Origin of the sequence: Flavobacterium sp. YO12, from assembly GCF_004119495.1 — a bacterium.
Taxonomy (GTDB): Bacteria; Bacteroidota; Bacteroidia; order Flavobacteriales; family Flavobacteriaceae; genus Flavobacterium.
The window spans coordinates 1-15714 of sequence record NZ_NRQU01000060.1; the positions used below are offsets into that span (position 1 = coordinate 1).

General features: G+C 32.8%; 16 protein-coding genes and 1 pseudogene. 14 read left to right on the plus strand and 3 right to left on the minus strand.

The features are described from left to right. Nucleotides 1–84: 84 nt before the first annotated feature. Nucleotides 85–321 (minus strand): hypothetical protein, encoded by a 237-nt coding sequence (locus tag BOW55_RS16655; protein WP_129025098.1) that lies wholly within the window; start codon nucleotides 319–321, stop codon nucleotides 85–87. A 143-nt stretch (nucleotides 322–464) separates the two neighbouring features. Continuing rightward, a complete protein-coding gene (locus BOW55_RS16660; RefSeq protein WP_129025100.1) occupies nucleotides 465–1622 on the minus strand; it encodes a class I SAM-dependent RNA methyltransferase in 1158 nt (385 codons plus the stop codon). Between the two features lie 154 nt (nucleotides 1623–1776). Here BOW55_RS16660 and BOW55_RS16665 point away from each other — a divergent pair, with 154 nt between their 5' ends. The 5 genes from BOW55_RS16665 (at nucleotide 1777) to BOW55_RS16685 (ending at nucleotide 5493) form a co-directional block, all read left to right on the plus strand. Then, entirely contained in the window at nucleotides 1777–2541 is a 765-nt protein-coding gene (locus BOW55_RS16665) for a bifunctional 2-polyprenyl-6-hydroxyphenol methylase/3-demethylubiquinol 3-O-methyltransferase UbiG (protein WP_129025102.1), read from the plus strand. A 95-nt stretch (nucleotides 2542–2636) separates the two neighbouring features. Continuing rightward, on the plus strand, nucleotides 2637–3305 hold the full coding sequence (locus tag BOW55_RS16670) for a ZIP family metal transporter (protein WP_129025104.1): 669 nt from the start codon (nucleotides 2637–2639) through the stop codon (nucleotides 3303–3305). A 429-nt stretch (nucleotides 3306–3734) separates the two neighbouring features. After that, a complete protein-coding gene (gene murQ / locus BOW55_RS16675; RefSeq protein WP_129025106.1) occupies nucleotides 3735–4547 on the plus strand; it encodes an N-acetylmuramic acid 6-phosphate etherase in 813 nt (270 codons plus the stop codon). Between the two features lie 72 nt (nucleotides 4548–4619). After that, the gene (locus BOW55_RS16680) at nucleotides 4620–4841 is read left to right on the plus strand and encodes a DUF6095 family protein (RefSeq protein WP_089052405.1); all 222 of its coding nucleotides are present in this window, start codon (nucleotides 4620–4622) and stop codon (nucleotides 4839–4841) included. A gap of 79 nt (nucleotides 4842–4920) precedes the next feature. Then, nucleotides 4921–5493, plus strand: a complete 573-nt coding sequence (locus tag BOW55_RS16685) for a pentapeptide repeat-containing protein (RefSeq protein ID WP_129025108.1) — start codon at nucleotides 4921–4923, stop codon at nucleotides 5491–5493. A 15-nt stretch (nucleotides 5494–5508) separates the two neighbouring features. Here BOW55_RS16685 and BOW55_RS16690 read toward each other — a convergent pair whose 3' ends face one another. Further along, nucleotides 5509–6345, minus strand: a complete 837-nt coding sequence (locus BOW55_RS16690) for a DNA alkylation repair protein (RefSeq protein WP_129025110.1) — start codon at nucleotides 6343–6345, stop codon at nucleotides 5509–5511. A 99-nt stretch (nucleotides 6346–6444) separates the two neighbouring features. Between BOW55_RS16690 and BOW55_RS16695 the strand changes: the two genes are divergently transcribed. The 9 genes and pseudogenes from BOW55_RS16695 to BOW55_RS16735 all read left to right on the plus strand — a co-directional run. Further along, a complete protein-coding gene (locus tag BOW55_RS16695; RefSeq protein ID WP_089052407.1) occupies nucleotides 6445–6795 on the plus strand; it encodes a helix-turn-helix domain-containing protein in 351 nt (116 codons plus the stop codon). A gap of 12 nt (nucleotides 6796–6807) precedes the next feature. Further along, complete coding sequence (locus tag BOW55_RS16700; protein ID WP_129025112.1) at nucleotides 6808–7386, plus strand: DUF1572 family protein; 579 nt, start codon at nucleotides 6808–6810, stop codon at nucleotides 7384–7386. 86 nt (nucleotides 7387–7472) lie between these two features. Further along, complete coding sequence (locus BOW55_RS16705) at nucleotides 7473–7844, plus strand: DNA topoisomerase IV (protein WP_099719771.1); 372 nt, start codon at nucleotides 7473–7475, stop codon at nucleotides 7842–7844. Between the two features lie 24 nt (nucleotides 7845–7868). Beyond that, nucleotides 7869–8642 (plus strand): TerC family protein, encoded by a 774-nt coding sequence (locus BOW55_RS16710; protein ID WP_129025114.1) that lies wholly within the window; start codon nucleotides 7869–7871, stop codon nucleotides 8640–8642. A 176-nt stretch (nucleotides 8643–8818) separates the two neighbouring features. After that, entirely contained in the window at nucleotides 8819–10741 is a 1923-nt protein-coding gene (locus BOW55_RS16715) for a DUF294 nucleotidyltransferase-like domain-containing protein (RefSeq protein ID WP_129025116.1), read from the plus strand. A gap of 2 nt (nucleotides 10742–10743) precedes the next feature. Then, nucleotides 10744–11370 (plus strand): PolC-type DNA polymerase III, encoded by a 627-nt coding sequence (locus BOW55_RS16720; RefSeq protein WP_129025118.1) that lies wholly within the window; start codon nucleotides 10744–10746, stop codon nucleotides 11368–11370. A 161-nt stretch (nucleotides 11371–11531) separates the two neighbouring features. Continuing rightward, nucleotides 11532–13013 (plus strand): hypothetical protein, encoded by a 1482-nt coding sequence (locus BOW55_RS16725; protein WP_129025120.1) that lies wholly within the window; start codon nucleotides 11532–11534, stop codon nucleotides 13011–13013. Nucleotides 13014–13082: 69 nt separating this feature from the next. Beyond that, nucleotides 13083–14867 carry a cytochrome-c peroxidase gene (locus tag BOW55_RS16730; RefSeq protein ID WP_129025122.1) on the plus strand — a complete coding sequence of 595 codons (1785 nt, stop codon included), beginning with the start codon at nucleotides 13083–13085 and terminating at the stop codon, nucleotides 14865–14867. A gap of 149 nt (nucleotides 14868–15016) precedes the next feature. Next, nucleotides 15017–15667 (plus strand): annotated as a pseudogene (locus tag BOW55_RS16735) (AAA family ATPase); the annotation flags it as partial. Nucleotides 15668–15714: the final 47 nt, after the last annotated feature.

The following is a 15714-nucleotide window of genomic DNA, read 5'->3' on the forward strand; positions in this document are numbered from 1 at the left end:
TAAGTGGCTTTTTATATATGTGTAATCGAAATCTAGCTTACTACTTCAATAGGTCTATTTTCCTCTTATTGAAAATTTCAAGAATTATCCAATTTCTTTAATTCCTTTTATAAAAATCCATTTCATAAAAAGCTTCTCACCATCCTTTGTTCTTGCAGCCTGAAATTTTGGTGAAATTAAAGTAGCCACAATAAATGCCGTCATCGGAATCCACAAGCCTGTTAATCCTGTATAGCTTGCAATTAAAAATCTGCCTAAAATAAACAGAATTGCAAAACATCCTAATTGATATAAAAAAGCTCTTACTTGTAGTTTTGTCATTTTTTTTTGAGTTGCTTAGGTTCTGAGATACTAAGGTTCTAAGTTTTTTATTTAGAACTTTAGTTTTGAACCTAAAATTAATATATAACTAAATTTCACAAGCCAAATCTCTTAGTACCTTAGAAACTTAGCTCCTTAGAATCTTATATCTGAAATTTCGTTCTCTTACTGCCTTCGTACATTTCATATTTTACCAAACGAGCTTCAAGACTTCCGTTAAAAAGTTTGATTTTTCTTGACGGTTTTAATCCAACAAATTTTAAAGCTTCTAGGTTTGCAGTGATAAACCAAGCGTTTGTTCCTGGATAATTTTTCTTTAGAGTGTCACCAATACTAGCATAGAATTTCTCCATATGAATATCTAAACGCTCATCATACGGCGGATTAAATACAATATGTAATTTTCCTTCTACTTCTTTTTCAGAATCAAAAAAGTTGTCCTCAGAAATGGTTACATAATCTTCAAGATTAGCATTTCTAATGTTGTCTTTTGCTTTACTTACCGCACTTGGCGCTTTATCAAAACCTTTTATAGTATAATGGAATTCTTTTGTTTTTTTCATTAAACTGTTTACAATCTGATCAAACAAATCGTTGTCCCAGTCTTTCCATTTTTCAAAAGCAAATTCTTTACGATTGATATTAGCTGGAATATTGCAGGCGATCATTGCCGCTTCTGCTAAAAAAGTTCCTGATCCGCACATTGGATCTAAAAAGTGACTTTGTCCTTCCCAACCCGAAAGCAAAAGAACTCCCGCTGCTAAAACTTCGTTTATAGGTGCAATATTTGTAGCCGTTCTATACCCGCGCTGATGCAATGAGTTTCCAGAAGTATCTAAAGCTACCGAAACCTGATCTTTGTCGATATGCACATTGATTCGTAAATCAGGATATTGCTTATCAATACTTGGCCTCTGCCCTGTTCTCTCTCTAAACTGATCCACAATAGCATCCTTACATTTTTGAGAAACAAACTCAGAATGATTAAAATAAGTAGAATGCACAGTTGCATCAATTACAAAAGTTTGATTTGCATTTAACAATTTCGACCAGTTTATACCCGAAATTCCTTTGTATAATGCCTGCTCATTGTTAGCTCTAAAAGAGTAAATTGGTTTTAATACTTTCAACGCCGTTCTAAGCGACAAATTGGCTTTATACATAAACCCTTTGTCCCCTTTAAAACTTACCATTCGCACTCCTTTTTCGACATCCTGAGCACCAAGCGTACGTAATTCTTGTTCTAATATTTCTTCAAAGCCAAAAAAACATTTGGCAATCATTCTAAAATTTTCTTCCATTTCTCTATAAATTAAAAAAACTAAAACTCAAAAGATGCACAGCAGTGCATCTCTACATTATGCAATGATAAAATTTAGTATCACCGCGAAATAGTTATTTTTCGGCAAAAATACACTAAATTTGCGGTACTTTAAATTAAATGAAATAGAATAAATGTCTGAAGCACCAAACTCATCAACACCAAATCAGGATCGTAATACAGAAAACTGGTTCTCTTCATGGTTTGATACTCCGTATTATCACATTCTTTATAAAGATCGAAATTACCGAGAAGCTCAGGTTTTTATGGATAATCTTACACATTACCTTAATCTTCCTGAAAAAGCAAAGGTGCTTGATTTAGCCTGTGGAAAAGGAAGACATTCTATATACTTAAACCAACTTGGTTATAACGTATTAGGTGCTGATTTATCTGAAAACAGCATTGCAGAAGCCAATAAAAACAGCAACGAATCACTGCACTTTAAAGTGCACGATATGCGCGAACCTTTTGAAGAAAAATTTGATGCCATTTTTAATCTTTTTACCAGTTTTGGTTATTTTGAAAGTGACGACGATAATTTAACTACCCTAAAAGCTATCAAAGAAAGCTTATCTGAATATGGTTTTGCTGTAATAGATTTTATGAACGTAAATCAAGTTATTGAAACTCTAGTTCCAGAAGAAGTAAAAACGGTTGACGAAATTGATTTTCATATAAAAAGATATGTTGAAGACGGTCACATTTTCAAAGAAATTGACTTTGAAGATCAAGGCAGAAAATATCATTTTACAGAAAAAGTAAAAGCATTAACTTTGAAAGACTTTCAAGATTTAATGGATGAAGCAGGAATTTTTCTGTTAGACATTTTTGGAGATTATAAACTCAAAAAATTCCATAAAACCGAAAGCGAACGATTAATCATGATTTTTAAGTAAGTTTATTCGTTTAACTGTTAATTTGTTTAATCGCTTGAGCAAATTGACAAAAAGACCGATTAAACGATTAAACAAAAAACCGATTAAACAAAAAAATGAACTATTTACTACCCTTATTCTCTGTACTTTTAGGATATATAGTGGCTTTGTTTTTAAAACCTAAAAACAAAACCAATTTAAAGTTACTGCTGGCATTCAGCGGTTCATTTTTGTTATCTTTAACGGTAATGCATCTTTTGCCCGAAGTGTATGAATCCCACAATCATAATATTGGGATTTTTATTATGCTTGGGATTTTGTTTCAAATTGTACTTGAATTTTTCTCAAAAGGTGCAGAACATGGGCATGTTCATGGTCATGCAAAAATGTCTCAAATTCCGTGGCTCCTTTTTATAAGTCTTTGCATTCATGCTTTCTTAGAGGGTTTTCCTGTAAGCCATCATCATGACTTAGCTTTAGGAATTGCGATTCATCATTTGCCAATTGCAGTAATTTTAACCACATTTTTTATCAATGCGGATTTAGACAAAAAAGCCATTTTTGCCTTCATGCTTACTTTTGCAGTAATGACGCCACTAGGAACTATTGCTTCTGAATATCTGCCAATTTTAAATGAGTATTATACTGAAATTACCGCAGTAGTAATAGGTATTCTATTCCACATTTCATCAACCATTATTTTTGAAAGCAGCGAAGGACATAAATTTAATATCGCAAAAGTTTCAATGATTGTACTTGGAATTTTACTGGCATTTTTCTTGTAATTTCATGAAATTTTGTTTCCTTTTTAGCGGCTGAATATCATTTTTCATTATTTAAAATGATGCTTTTTCTTACTTGCTTTTTAATATTAGATTTCAAAAATAATACGGCTGAATATTTTTAGTATTTATACAATTTTAAATAACTGATAAAAAATCTATGTCTGGCTCTTTTCGGCTTTTCACTAAAAAAGAAACTGATTACGAGCTAAAATTCTAGATATTCCAGCTAATAAGTCTAGTTTCTTCATTAATCTTAACTATTCAGCAATATTGCTTTTTCTTATTCGCGTAACAAAACTTCTGACAAACAGTCTTTATTGATAAAAAATAGAGCACAAAAAAAGATTACATTTCTTTGTGACTTTGTGTTGTAATTTTCTTTATTAAAATAAAAAAATATTAATTTTGACTGGTCTAAATAACACTCAAATGACATTTACAAAAACAACTGAACTCTCATCACAATATGAACATTTAGAAAAAATGTCTGTTCATGAATTGTTATCAAATATCAACCAAGAAGATAAAACTGTTCCTTATGCAGTAGAAAAAGCTTTACCTCAAATAGAAGCTTTGATTCCACAAATAGTTGCAAAATTAAAACTTGGCGGCAGATTATTTTATATTGGAGCGGGAACTTCAGGTCGTTTAGGTGTTGTTGATGCATCAGAATGTCCGCCTACTTTTGGTGTTCCTTTTGATTTAGTAAATGGTATAATTGCCGGCGGTGATACCGCGATAAGAAGAGCAGTTGAAAATGCCGAAGATAACCCAACACAAGCTTGGATTGATTTAAAGTCTTATAATATTAATCAAAATGATGTAGTGATCGGAATTGCTGCTTCTGGAACAACTCCTTATGTTATTGGAGGATTAGAAGCCTGCAACCAAAACAATATTATAACGGGCTGTATTACCAACAATGCTGGAAGTCCGCTTGCATTAACAGCAAAGTTTCCAATTGAAGTTGTGGTTGGTCCTGAATTTATTACCGGCAGTTCGCGAATGAAAGCAGGAACAGCACAGAAACTGGTTTTAAACATGATTTCGACAGCAGCGATGATTCAGCTTGGAAAAGTAAGAGGCAACAAAATGGTCGATATGCAGTTAAGTAATGTTAAACTTGTAGATCGAGGTGTTAAAATGATTATGGGGGAAATTCCCGTTTCATACGATGAAGCATCTGAATTACTCAAAAAATATGGCAGCGTTAGAAATGCTGTTGATAATTATCATAAGTAAACCGTTTTCTTTGTGGTACCTTTAACCGCAAACTTTATCAAGTTTTCAAACTTGAAACAAAAACACACTCAAATGGCAACAAATAAGCAACTATTAGGAAAAGGAATTAAATATTTAACTGGCGCTCTGCCGTTAATGTTTCTTGGACCTTCATTGATTTACAATGCTTTTATGAATCAACATACCAATTGGCATTATTTAGTTTTAGGAATTGGAATTGCGGCTTGCTTAGCTTCTATGTTTTTAATTTTCTACGGATTGAAAACAATTATGAAAGGTATATTTAATGACTAATTTTAGTCAAGTAAACAACTCTTAACAGCTCCAAAACTATTAAGTATTCATTTGTTATTTAATATTTATCCAACAAAAAATGGAAAGTCTAATTCACATTCAAAAAACATTCGAAAAAGTTGTTTACATCGATAAAAAAATAAACAATCGTGAGTTTGAAGATTGTGTATTTAAAAACTGTGATTTTTCGAATAGTAATTTTAATTCTAATACTTTTTTAGACTGTGAATTTATTGACTGCAACTTATCTATGACAAGTTTAGCAGGAACGAGTTTAAAAAATGTGACTTTCAGAAACTGCAAACTTTTAGGAATCGCTTTTAATGAATGTGACGATTTTTTATTTCAAGTCCATTTTGAAGAATGTACTTTAGATTATGCCTCATTTACTAATAAAAAAATGCCAAAAACAAAATTTATTAATTCATCACTTAGAGAAGTAACTTTTGTAGGTGTTAATTTAACCAGTTCTGTTTTTGACAATTGCAATTTAGACGGTGCTATTTTTAACGAAACTCAATTGGCAGCAGTTGATTTTAGAACGGCTTACAATTACAAAATCGATCCTGAATTTAATGCCATGCGCAAAGCACAATTTTCGACTCAGGGAATTGTTGGGCTTTTAGATAAATACGATATCAAGATTGTATAAATAGCGGCTTGACTTTCATTTTTCAATTGTTCTCAATCCCTTTTTAATAATATAAGCTGTTTCTTTTGCAGTGCTTTCTGTTTCCCACTTTTTGCATAAATCTTTAACAAAATCTGGTCGCGATTTGCTGGCATCATTAAGCCAGTTCCCTACACTATCCTGAACATATTTTGATGGATCAGATTTCAGAGAATTTAAAATTTTCAAAGCCAATTCCGGCTTTGTCTTAAGCGCTTCGATATGTTCGCACCAAACTCCTCTCGGCCTTATTGCTTCGGTTGCAAAACGTCTGATATTTTCATCTTCGTTTAAAGTCCATTTTAATAAAATTTCAAGGCTTTTATCTAAATTCTTTACAATATTTGAACGGACAGCCAGCCATGAAATTTCTCGAACTCCAAAATGCTTATCGGCCGCTAAAAACTGAATTTGTTCTAACATTTCCTCAATTGTATATTCTGTATTTTTACCTATTGTATATGCTGACCAGCATCTAACTAAATCTGATTTATGTTTAGAAATATCTGACAGGATGCTTAAATCATTATTTAAAGCAGACAATTTTAATATTCCAGTTCCAATTGCTTCGTTTATAGTATTAACCGTTTGCTTTTTCAATCTTCCAACATCTATTAAAATAGGTTCCAAATATTCAGTTCTATTTAATTCTTTCAAGAGGTTTTCGAGAAGTACAATTTGATTAACAGCAAGCCATTCGACTAAATTTGCCGATTCAATTTCGCCTTTATTAAGCTGTTCTAAAATAGAACTCGGAATGTCTTTTGCAGATCGTGCTCCTTTACGTTTTATGGCTGTATTCAATGTTTCATTTTGATTCGTTAATTCACTCATTCTGCTTAAAATTTTGACTATTTTTGTAAAGATCGGTAAGTTGGATCAACTTGACAATACCGCATATTTTTATCCCATAGGGACACAAAAGTCAATTTTATGCAAACAAAGGAACGAAACACAGAAAATAAAATTTGTCCATTAGAAATTGCTGTAAACTGCATCAGCGGAAAATGGAAAATTCCAATTGTCTGGCAGATTAATGACGGAAAAAAAAGACCAAGTGAATTTTTACGCGGCATTGCTAAAGTAGACAGACGCGTTTTAAATCAGCAGCTAAATGAAATGGTAGAAGACGGTATATTGATAAAACATTCTTTTAACGAACTTCCTCCGCGTGTTGAATATACTTTGACCGAAACTGGAGAACAATTAGTCGAAATACTATGGAAACTTAATGATTGGGGGAAATTACTGATTTCCGAAAACAAAATTGAGCTTCAATCTTAAAACGCACAAATCATGAAAACAAATGAATCTTATTTAGAAAGTGTTAAAAAACAATTTTTGTATTACAAAATACTTGGCGAAAAAGCGATCAACCAACTAGAACCTGAGCAACTTTTTCTTGAAACAAACGAAGACACTAACAGTATTGCTACGATTGTAAAACATATTTCTGGAAATATGCTTTCACGATGGACAGACTTTTTAACTTCTGATGGCGAAAAGGAATGGCGAAATCGTGATTCTGAATTTGAAAATGATTTAAAGTCAAAACAAGAGGTTTTAGAAGTTTGGAATAAAGGCTGGAAATGTCTAGAAAATGCTTTGGACCTCCTAAAACCTGAACAGCTTTCGGATATTATTTATATTCGAAATGAAGGTCATACCGTTATCGAAGCCATAAATAGACAGCTGGCGCATTATCCTTATCATGTTGGGCAGATTATTTTTTATGCTAAACAACTCAAAAACAGTTCTTGGGACAGTTTATCGATTGCTAAGAATAAATCAGGAAATTACAATGCCGAAAAGTTTGCCAAAGAGAAAGAAATTAAGAACTTTACCGATGATGAATTAAAGAGATTGAAATTATAAAAGCTATAGGCTTTAAGCTGTAAGCGATAAGCAAAGCTGCTTACTGCTTAAAGCTTAAAGCCTATTGCTTAAAGCTTAAAAAAAAAATGAAAAAAATACTATTCTTACTTCCAGTATTAGCACTGGTATCCTGTTATAATGCCGAGCACAATTGTAAAGATTTTAAAACCGGAAAATTCAAATTTGAATTTGAAGTAAACGGCGTAAAAAAAACTACGGTTTTTGAACGCAAAGACAATATTGAAATCGAAACTTTTGAAGGAAAAACTGATACTTCGACTATCCGCTGGGTGAGCGACTGCGAATATGTACTGCAAAAAAAGCATCCAAAAAATATGGCCGAAGAAAAAGCAATCAGTATGAAAATCCTAACCACCACAAAAGATTCTTATACCTTTGAATTTGGTATGGTTGGTTCTGAGGAAAAACAACGCGGTACCGTTTTTAAAATTGACTAAATAATATAAATAAACTCGTTTGATATGGAAGTATTCTTGAATCCTGATGCTTGGATTGCTTTATTGACTCTAACTTTTCTTGAAATTGTTTTAGGAATCGATAACATCATTTTTATATCGATTGTTACGGGCAAACTGCCTGAAGAAGATCGCAAAAAAGCAACCCGAATAGGTTTATTTCTAGCTATGTTCATGCGAATTGCTTTATTGATGGGAATCTCTTATTTAATCGCCATGAAAGCAACAATTTTCAGCATTCATTGGGGTTGGTTTGAAGGTGATTTTACTGGACAAGCCGTTATTTTATTCCTTGGAGGTTTATTTTTAATTTATAAAAGCACCAAAGAAATCAGTGAAAAAGTGGACCATAAAGGCGAGGAAGAAAAAACAATTAAAACTGCTGCAAAAAAATCATTTTCAAATGTTATCGTTCAGATTTTATTGATCGATTTAATATTTTCTGTTGATTCTATTTTGACTGCTGTTGGAATGACAAATGGTGTACATGGTGCATTGACAATTATGATAACCGCGGTTATTATTTCTGTTGCCGTTATGATGTTATTTGCGGTTCCTGTTGGAAACTTCGTAAACAAAAACCCATCCATTCAAATATTAGGACTTTCCTTTTTAATCTTAATTGGATTCATGCTAATTACAGAAAGTATGCACTTATCAAATGCAGCTCTTGCTGGTGAACATATTGGTGCTGTGCCAAAAGGTTATTTATATTTTGCCATCTCCTTTTCACTCGCTGTGGAATTTATCAATATGAGAATCCGCAAAAGACAAGCATAAACATAAAATTAAAGTCCCATTCTTGGGGCTTTTTTTTTGATCTCTTAACAAAATTTCTCACCTCTTCACCTTTGCACCTTTGCACCTCTGCCCCTTTACAACCAAACCAAAATAATAATCAGGTGTTTCTTTTACATTTCTATTTTATATAGTACATTAGATTTCAAATCTGATGTATGAAAAATACCATTTCACAAAGAGTTGCCGACTTTTTAAAGAACTTCCCTCCTTTTAATTTTTTGCATCCAATGGATCTCGAAAAGCTTTCGGAACAAATCTCTATTGTTTATAAAGATAAAGATGCTGTTATTTTTGCCGAAAATGAAAAAACGCACGATTCCTTCTATGTAGTTCACAAAGGAGCAGTTGCACTTAAAAAGAGTCAAAAAAGCACTGTTTTAGATATGTGTGACGAAGGTGATATTTTTGGATTACGTCCGCTTTTAGCACAGGAAAATTATATTATGGAAGCCGTTGCACACGAAGAAACCATTCTATATGCAATTCCTATAGCCGTCTTTAAGCCTTATGCGCTCGAAAATAGAAATATAGGCAATTTCCTGATTGAAAGTTATGCTTCAAATACTAAAAATCCTTATTCAGATATTCATAAAGATAAGCTCTACGGCGATGATGATTTATTGAATGAAAACCGTCATTCAAATAATGATTCATTTGACTTAGCACCCATAAAATATTCAAAAAAAATTGTCACTTGCAGTCCTTCTACAACAGTAAAAGAAATTGCAAAAATCATGAACACTAAAAAAGTAGGCGCCATACTGATTGTTGACGAAATGCTGCCAATTGGTATTTTAACCGATAAAGATCTGCGAAACAAAATTGTTACTGGAGATTATTCGATCATGACTACTGCTGAAACTATCATGACGAAACCAGTAATTACGTATCCAAAAAAAATGACGGTTACTGAGGCTCAAATGGCGATGATGAAAAGTAATATCAGTCATTTATGTCTTACCAAAGATGGAACTGTAAATACAAAAGCGGTAGGAATTTTATCCAAACATGATGTAATGGTTGCGCTTGGCAATAATCCAGCCGTTTTGATTAAAGCCTTGAAAAGAGCTAAAAAAACCAAAGAAATAAAGCCTATTAGAAATCGTATTATGCAGCTTCTTCAAGGGTATTTAGATCAAAATATTCCGATGACATTGATTTCTAAAATCATAACAGAACTCAATGAAGCCTGCACAACACGCGTAATCGAAATTTGTATCGAAAAAATGAGCAGTCCGCCGCCTGTAAAATTTGCATGGCTGGCTCTAGGAAGTCAAGGACGAGGAGAACAAATGCTGCATACAGATCAAGACAATGCAATTGTATACGAAAATGTTTCAGATGTTTTTAAAGATGAAACTAAAATTTACTTTTTGAAGTTTGCCGCATTGGTAAACAAAGGTTTATTTGATATTGGTTATGATTATTGTCCTGCCGAAATGATGGCTTCAAACCCTAAATGGTGTATGAGTCTAGATGAATGGAAAGCCCACGTACATCATTGGATTACAAATCCAGGGAAAAATGAGGTTTTACTGTCCTTTATTTTCTTTGATTATAGTTTGACGTATGGCGATGCCGAAATTGCAAATCAACTCTCCGATTTTATTTTTGAAGACATAAAAGCCAATCCAATATTTTATGTTCATTTAGTAAGCGGAGCATTGCAAAACCCGTCTCCAACAGGTTTCTTCCGACAGTTTCTTGTAGAGCAAGACGGTGCAAACAAAGATAATTTTGATATTAAAAGACGAGCTTTAATGCCTTTAACAGATGCCGCGCGAGTATTAATTTTATCACATTCTGTTAAATCAATCAGTAATACTGCAGAGCGTTTTGAAAAACTGGCAGAACTAGAACCTAATAACAGAGAACTTTATTTATCCTGTTCCTATTCCTTTAAAGCTTTATTAAAATTTAGAACCAAACAAGGACTTTTGCATCATGATTCAGGGCAGTTTATTGCTCTAGAATCTTTATCTAAAATGGAAAAAATTAAACTGAAACGTACTTTTAAAACTATAAAAGAACTTCAAGAACTGATCTCGATACGATTTAATATTTCAAACTTAGTATAGCGATGGGTTTATTTAATTTTTGGAAAAAAGAAGACGAACTCTTCGATGAAAGTATCACTATCGAAGAAACGCGATTTGTAGTTCTGGATACCGAAACAACAGGATTCGACTATGAAAATGATCGAATTTTATGCATTGGTGCGTTAGTGCTGCAAAACAATGTAATTTCTATTCAGGAAACACTTGAAATTTATCTTCAGCAAGATCATTACGACAAATCGACTGCCCAGATTCACGGAATATTAAGAGATTTTGTTTTACAACGTCCAAGTGAACTAGAGGCTTTACAGCAGTTTTTAACTTTTTTAGGAGACTCTATTATTGTTGCACATCATACTATTTTTGATATAACAATGATAAACAAAGCATTAGAAAGAAATAATCTGCCGCAGTTAACTAATAAAACTTTAGATACGGCGTATTTGTACAAAAAAACGCTAATTAAATCTCATTTGTTTGAACGCAAAGATCATTACACTTTAGACGATCTTGCAGATAAATTTGATATTTCAAAAAAAGACAGACATACAGCTTTGGGCGATGCTTACATCACTGCAATCGCTTTTTTGAAAATTGTAAAAAAATTAAAAGAGAAAAAAGAAATTTCTTTAAATCAGCTTTTTAAATAATTTTAAGATTTTATTAATACTCTAAAATTTACATTAGACTTAAAAATTTACCATTTAGTAATCTTTGACTTATTATTTATTAGCAATAAGAAAAAACTAGCGTAACATATATTTTGTTTTTCGAGGATAGCTTTGCCTCAATCAAAAAAACAAAAACACATATGAAAACTACTTTTTTAAAATCAGTTGCATTGCTTGGAATTACAGGTCTTTCTGTAATTAGCTGCCAAAATGACGACAAAGATTCATCAAAAGATGTAAACGCTGCTATCGACTTTACTTCACACTCAAAAGTTCCTGCTTTTGTATTTCCGATGGCAGGTTTTGAAAACCTTAAAATAAGCACTTTAATTGCAAGTTCTGACGTTCTTCCAGATTCTCCTAAATTTGTTTATGGTGCGCAGCCTGATGGTGCTGGATTAATGAAAAATCCAACTGGAGAAGGTTATATTATGATTACAAATCATGAAATCCTGCAATCAGTTTCTAGAGTTTATTTAGACAAAACTTTTAAACCTGTAAAAGGAGATTATCTTGTTGACGGAGTTGGAGGTTTAACACGTTTATGCTCTGCAACTTTAGCAACACCAGAAATTCACGGATTTGGTCCTATCTTTTTAACTGCTGGAGAAAGCGGACAAGAAAGTATGGTTCACGGAATTAATCCGTTAGGACAATCATCAGACAAAAGCAGAACAGATAGAGTTTTACCAGCTTTAGGAAAAGCAAGTATGGAAAATGCAGTTCCGCTTCCTAAAGAAGCTTATCCAGGAAAAACGGTTATCCTTATTGGAGAAGATCAATCGTATGCAACTTCACACGTAAGTGCAGGACAATTGATTATGTATATGAGTTCTACTGTTGGAGATTTAAGTAATGGTAAATTATATGCTTTAAAAAGAACAGACGGGAATCAAGTAGAAACTACAATGAAACTAAACAATTCTTATCCTGTTCAGTTTGTTGAAATTCCGAATGCTAAAAACTTAACAGGAGCTGTAATTAATACAACTGTTAATGACTTAAAAGCAATTCGTTTTTCAAGAGTTGAAGATGTAGATTACAGAAAAGGAAGTGCAAGCAACAACAGAGAAGTTTATTTTACAGCAACTGGTCAAGCAACAAACAATGCTCCTGTTGACGGATACACAATGTGGGGAAGAGTTTATAAATTAAAAATGGACGCTGCTGATCCGCTAAAAGGGACTTTAGAATTGGCTGTTGAAGGCGATAGTACTCCAGGAACTGGAATCATCAACCCAGATAACTTATGTGTAACTGAAAATTTCGTTTACATTCAAGAAGATGGTGATAGTTATTATGCTGATGCTAAACACGATTCGTACATCTGGCAGTACAATATCGCTACAAAACAAAACAAACCTTGGTTGAACATGAACCACAAAAGAACAGATACGGCTTGGAACGCTCTTTACAACCAAACTGGTGAAATGAGATTTGGAAGCTGGGAATTTGGAGCGATGGAAGATATATCTGATATCATTGGTGTTCCTGATACTTTTACTGTAAATATTCACCCTCACACTTGGCAGAGTGATGCGTTTAAAAACGCTGATGGTTCTGGAACTCAAACAAACAAAGAGGGCGGACAAACTGTAATTATTAGAAACGTACAACGATAATAAATACAGCCAAAATCTATCAACAACCCTTATTTTCTAGATAAGGGTTGTTTCTATTACAATACTATTATGAAATTAAAGCACTTTACTTTTCTACTTTTGACACTTTGTTTTTTCTTTTCATGTCAAAAAAATGAAGTTTCAAAAACGACCATAAAACAAGATTTATTAGTTGACTTAACCAAGTTAAACAATGAAATTGTAAAATTTCAGAAGCTGATAACAAATACCTCATCGCAAAAAGAAATTGTTGAACAGTTTAAAAAATCACGTCTGGCATATAAAAAAGTCGAATGGGCAATTGAATACTTTGCGCCCGAAACGGCAAGATTTATGAATGGTCCTGCTTTAGACGAAATGGAACTTGAAGAAAACAGATCATTTGAACCTCATGGTTTTCAGGTTATCGAAGAAATGATTTATCCAGAATATGATGCTGAAAACAATCCCGATATAATCAAAGAACTGAATATTTTTCAATCGAACATTAAACAGCTGAAAAGCACTTTTGAAGTTATTACAATCAGTAACGATTATGCACTAGACGCTATTCAACAAAATGTTTTTAGGGTTATTACACTTGGAATTACAGGTTTTGACAGTCCAATTTTACAATCTTCAATTCCAGAAGCGGCCGAAAGTTTGATTGTAATTTCAAAATCGCTTGAAAAAATTAATGCCGGTAATACATCATTATCAGACCTAAAGAAATTAACTGCAAAAGCGCAAAAGTACTGCACTGAAAATAATAATTTCAATGCTTTTAATCGTGCCTTTTTTATAACGGAATATCTAAATCCGATTTCAAAAAATATTAAAGCTTTTCAGAAAGAAGAAAATATTAAAAATGTAAAAAAGAGCAGTCCATTAAATCCAGCTATTGAAACTTTATTTGATAAAAATGCGTTTGATGTCAACGCTTTTGTTCTTTCTGATGAATATAATTTCACAAAAGAAAAAGCTGTTTTAGGAGAAAAATTATTTTATGATAAAGGTCTTTCTAAAAGCAATGATCGAAGCTGCGCCTCCTGTCATCATCCTGAAAAAGCATTTACAGACGGCTTAAAAACAAACGTTTCTTTGACTGGTTCCAATTTAGCCCGAAACACTCCTACTCTAACCTATGCTTCTTTACAAAATGCTCAATTTTGGGATATGCGCCAATTAGATTTAGAAAAACAAAGTGTAGATGTTATTCAAAATAAAGATGAGATGCATGGTTCTATGGAAAATATTCATGCGAAGATTCAATTGGATAATGACTATGTAAAACTATTTAAAAAAGCATATCCAAAAACCTCAAAACCTGAAGCTTGGCAGATTCAAAATGCTATTGCTAGTTATATTCGTTCTTTAAACGCATTCGATTCTCGATTTGATGAATATATGCGAGGGAATAAAAATAGTCTTAACAATGAAGAAATAGAAGGAATGAATCTTTTTATGGGAAAAGCAAAATGCGCAACTTGTCATTTTACGCCATTATTTAATGGAACAGTTCCGCCTAGTTATTCTAAAACGGAACACGAAGTTATTGGAACTCCAAATGAAGCTTCAGGAAAAACATTAAGTCCAGATAAAGGTCGTTATCTATATAACAAAATGCCGCAATTAGTTGGTGCCTTTAAAACTCCAACTGTACGAAATGCAGCAGTTACAGCTCCATATATGCACAACGGCGTTTTTAAAACCCTCGAAGAAGTAGTTTCTTTTTACAATAAAGGCGGCGGGCAAGGTCTAGGTTATGAAGTCGAAAATCAAACGCTTCCTTTTGATAAATTGAACCTAACTGTAAAAGAAGAAAAAGCGCTCGTTGCTTTTATGAAAACACTTACGGACAAGAAATACCAGTAAAACCAAAATAATTTTCACAACAAAAACGGCCAAAAATTATCTTTTTGGCCGTTTTACATTTAATCAACAAACATTCGATACGGAAACACATTTGAAGATCTGTTTTTTAGATTCTTCATGAAGCTTTCGCATAAATAACTCCATTCAATGGCGCGCCTCCTGGATATGTTGGTTATGAAGAGGGCGGCTTGTTGGTAAACAAGATCAGACAAAAACCCTACTCCATTGTTTTATTTGATGAGATTGAAAAAGCACATCCTTCTGTTTTTGATGTTTTTCTTCAAATAATGGATGAAGGAAAATTGCATGACCGCTTAGGAAAAGAAGGCGATTTCTCGAATGCAATTATTCTTTTTACCTCTAATATTGGTGCAGATCATATTGTCACGACTTTCAATAATGGTGAAATTCCGACTTCAAGTTCTTTAATGGAAATTATGGCAAACTATTTCAGACCTGAATTTTTGGGACGCTTAACAGAAATTGTACCTTTTGCGCCTATCAGCAAAGAAAATGCGTTGAAAATATTTGAAATTCACCTTAAGAAAGAGTTCATGGATTTGCTGAAAAATATCAATATTAGAGTCGAAATTCCGATCGAAGCAAAACTTTATCTTGCTGAAAATGGTTACAATGCCAAATATGGAGCAAGACCAATTAAAAGCATTATTAGAACACATTTAAGAAGACCTTTAGCAAAAAAAATAATTTCTGGTGAAGTGCAAGATGGAGACACAATTTTTGTCAGCATCGAAAACAACGAAGTAAAATGGGTTAAAGAAGAAACCGTTTCTCTTTAAAATTAGACTTCGCCAATTTTATATAAAAAAAACGCTAAGAAATCAAT

Coding starts and splice junctions, on each gene's coding strand:
- murQ (WP_129025106.1), top strand. CDS start 3,735: ATGACATTTACAAAAACAACTGAACTCTCATCACAATATGAACATTTA.
- BOW55_RS16715 (WP_129025116.1), top strand. CDS start 8,819: ATGAAAAATACCATTTCACAAAGAGTTGCCGACTTTTTAAAGAACTTC.
- BOW55_RS16660 (WP_129025100.1), bottom strand. CDS start 1,622: ATGGAAGAAAATTTTAGAATGATTGCCAAATGTTTTTTTGGCTTTGAA.
- BOW55_RS16705 (WP_099719771.1), top strand. CDS start 7,473: ATGAAAAAAATACTATTCTTACTTCCAGTATTAGCACTGGTATCCTGT.
- BOW55_RS16725 (WP_129025120.1), top strand. CDS start 11,532: ATGAAAACTACTTTTTTAAAATCAGTTGCATTGCTTGGAATTACAGGT.
- BOW55_RS16695 (WP_089052407.1), top strand. CDS start 6,445: ATGCAAACAAAGGAACGAAACACAGAAAATAAAATTTGTCCATTAGAA.
- BOW55_RS16685 (WP_129025108.1), top strand. CDS start 4,921: ATGGAAAGTCTAATTCACATTCAAAAAACATTCGAAAAAGTTGTTTAC.
- BOW55_RS16665 (WP_129025102.1), top strand. CDS start 1,777: ATGTCTGAAGCACCAAACTCATCAACACCAAATCAGGATCGTAATACA.
- BOW55_RS16710 (WP_129025114.1), top strand. CDS start 7,869: ATGGAAGTATTCTTGAATCCTGATGCTTGGATTGCTTTATTGACTCTA.
- BOW55_RS16700 (WP_129025112.1), top strand. CDS start 6,808: ATGAAAACAAATGAATCTTATTTAGAAAGTGTTAAAAAACAATTTTTG.
- BOW55_RS16680 (WP_089052405.1), top strand. CDS start 4,620: ATGGCAACAAATAAGCAACTATTAGGAAAAGGAATTAAATATTTAACT.
- BOW55_RS16690 (WP_129025110.1), bottom strand. CDS start 6,345: ATGAGTGAATTAACGAATCAAAATGAAACATTGAATACAGCCATAAAA.
- BOW55_RS16655 (WP_129025098.1), bottom strand. CDS start 321: ATGACAAAACTACAAGTAAGAGCTTTTTTATATCAATTAGGATGTTTT.
- BOW55_RS16720 (WP_129025118.1), top strand. CDS start 10,744: ATGGGTTTATTTAATTTTTGGAAAAAAGAAGACGAACTCTTCGATGAA.
- BOW55_RS16670 (WP_129025104.1), top strand. CDS start 2,637: ATGAACTATTTACTACCCTTATTCTCTGTACTTTTAGGATATATAGTG.
- BOW55_RS16730 (WP_129025122.1), top strand. CDS start 13,083: ATGAAATTAAAGCACTTTACTTTTCTACTTTTGACACTTTGTTTTTTC.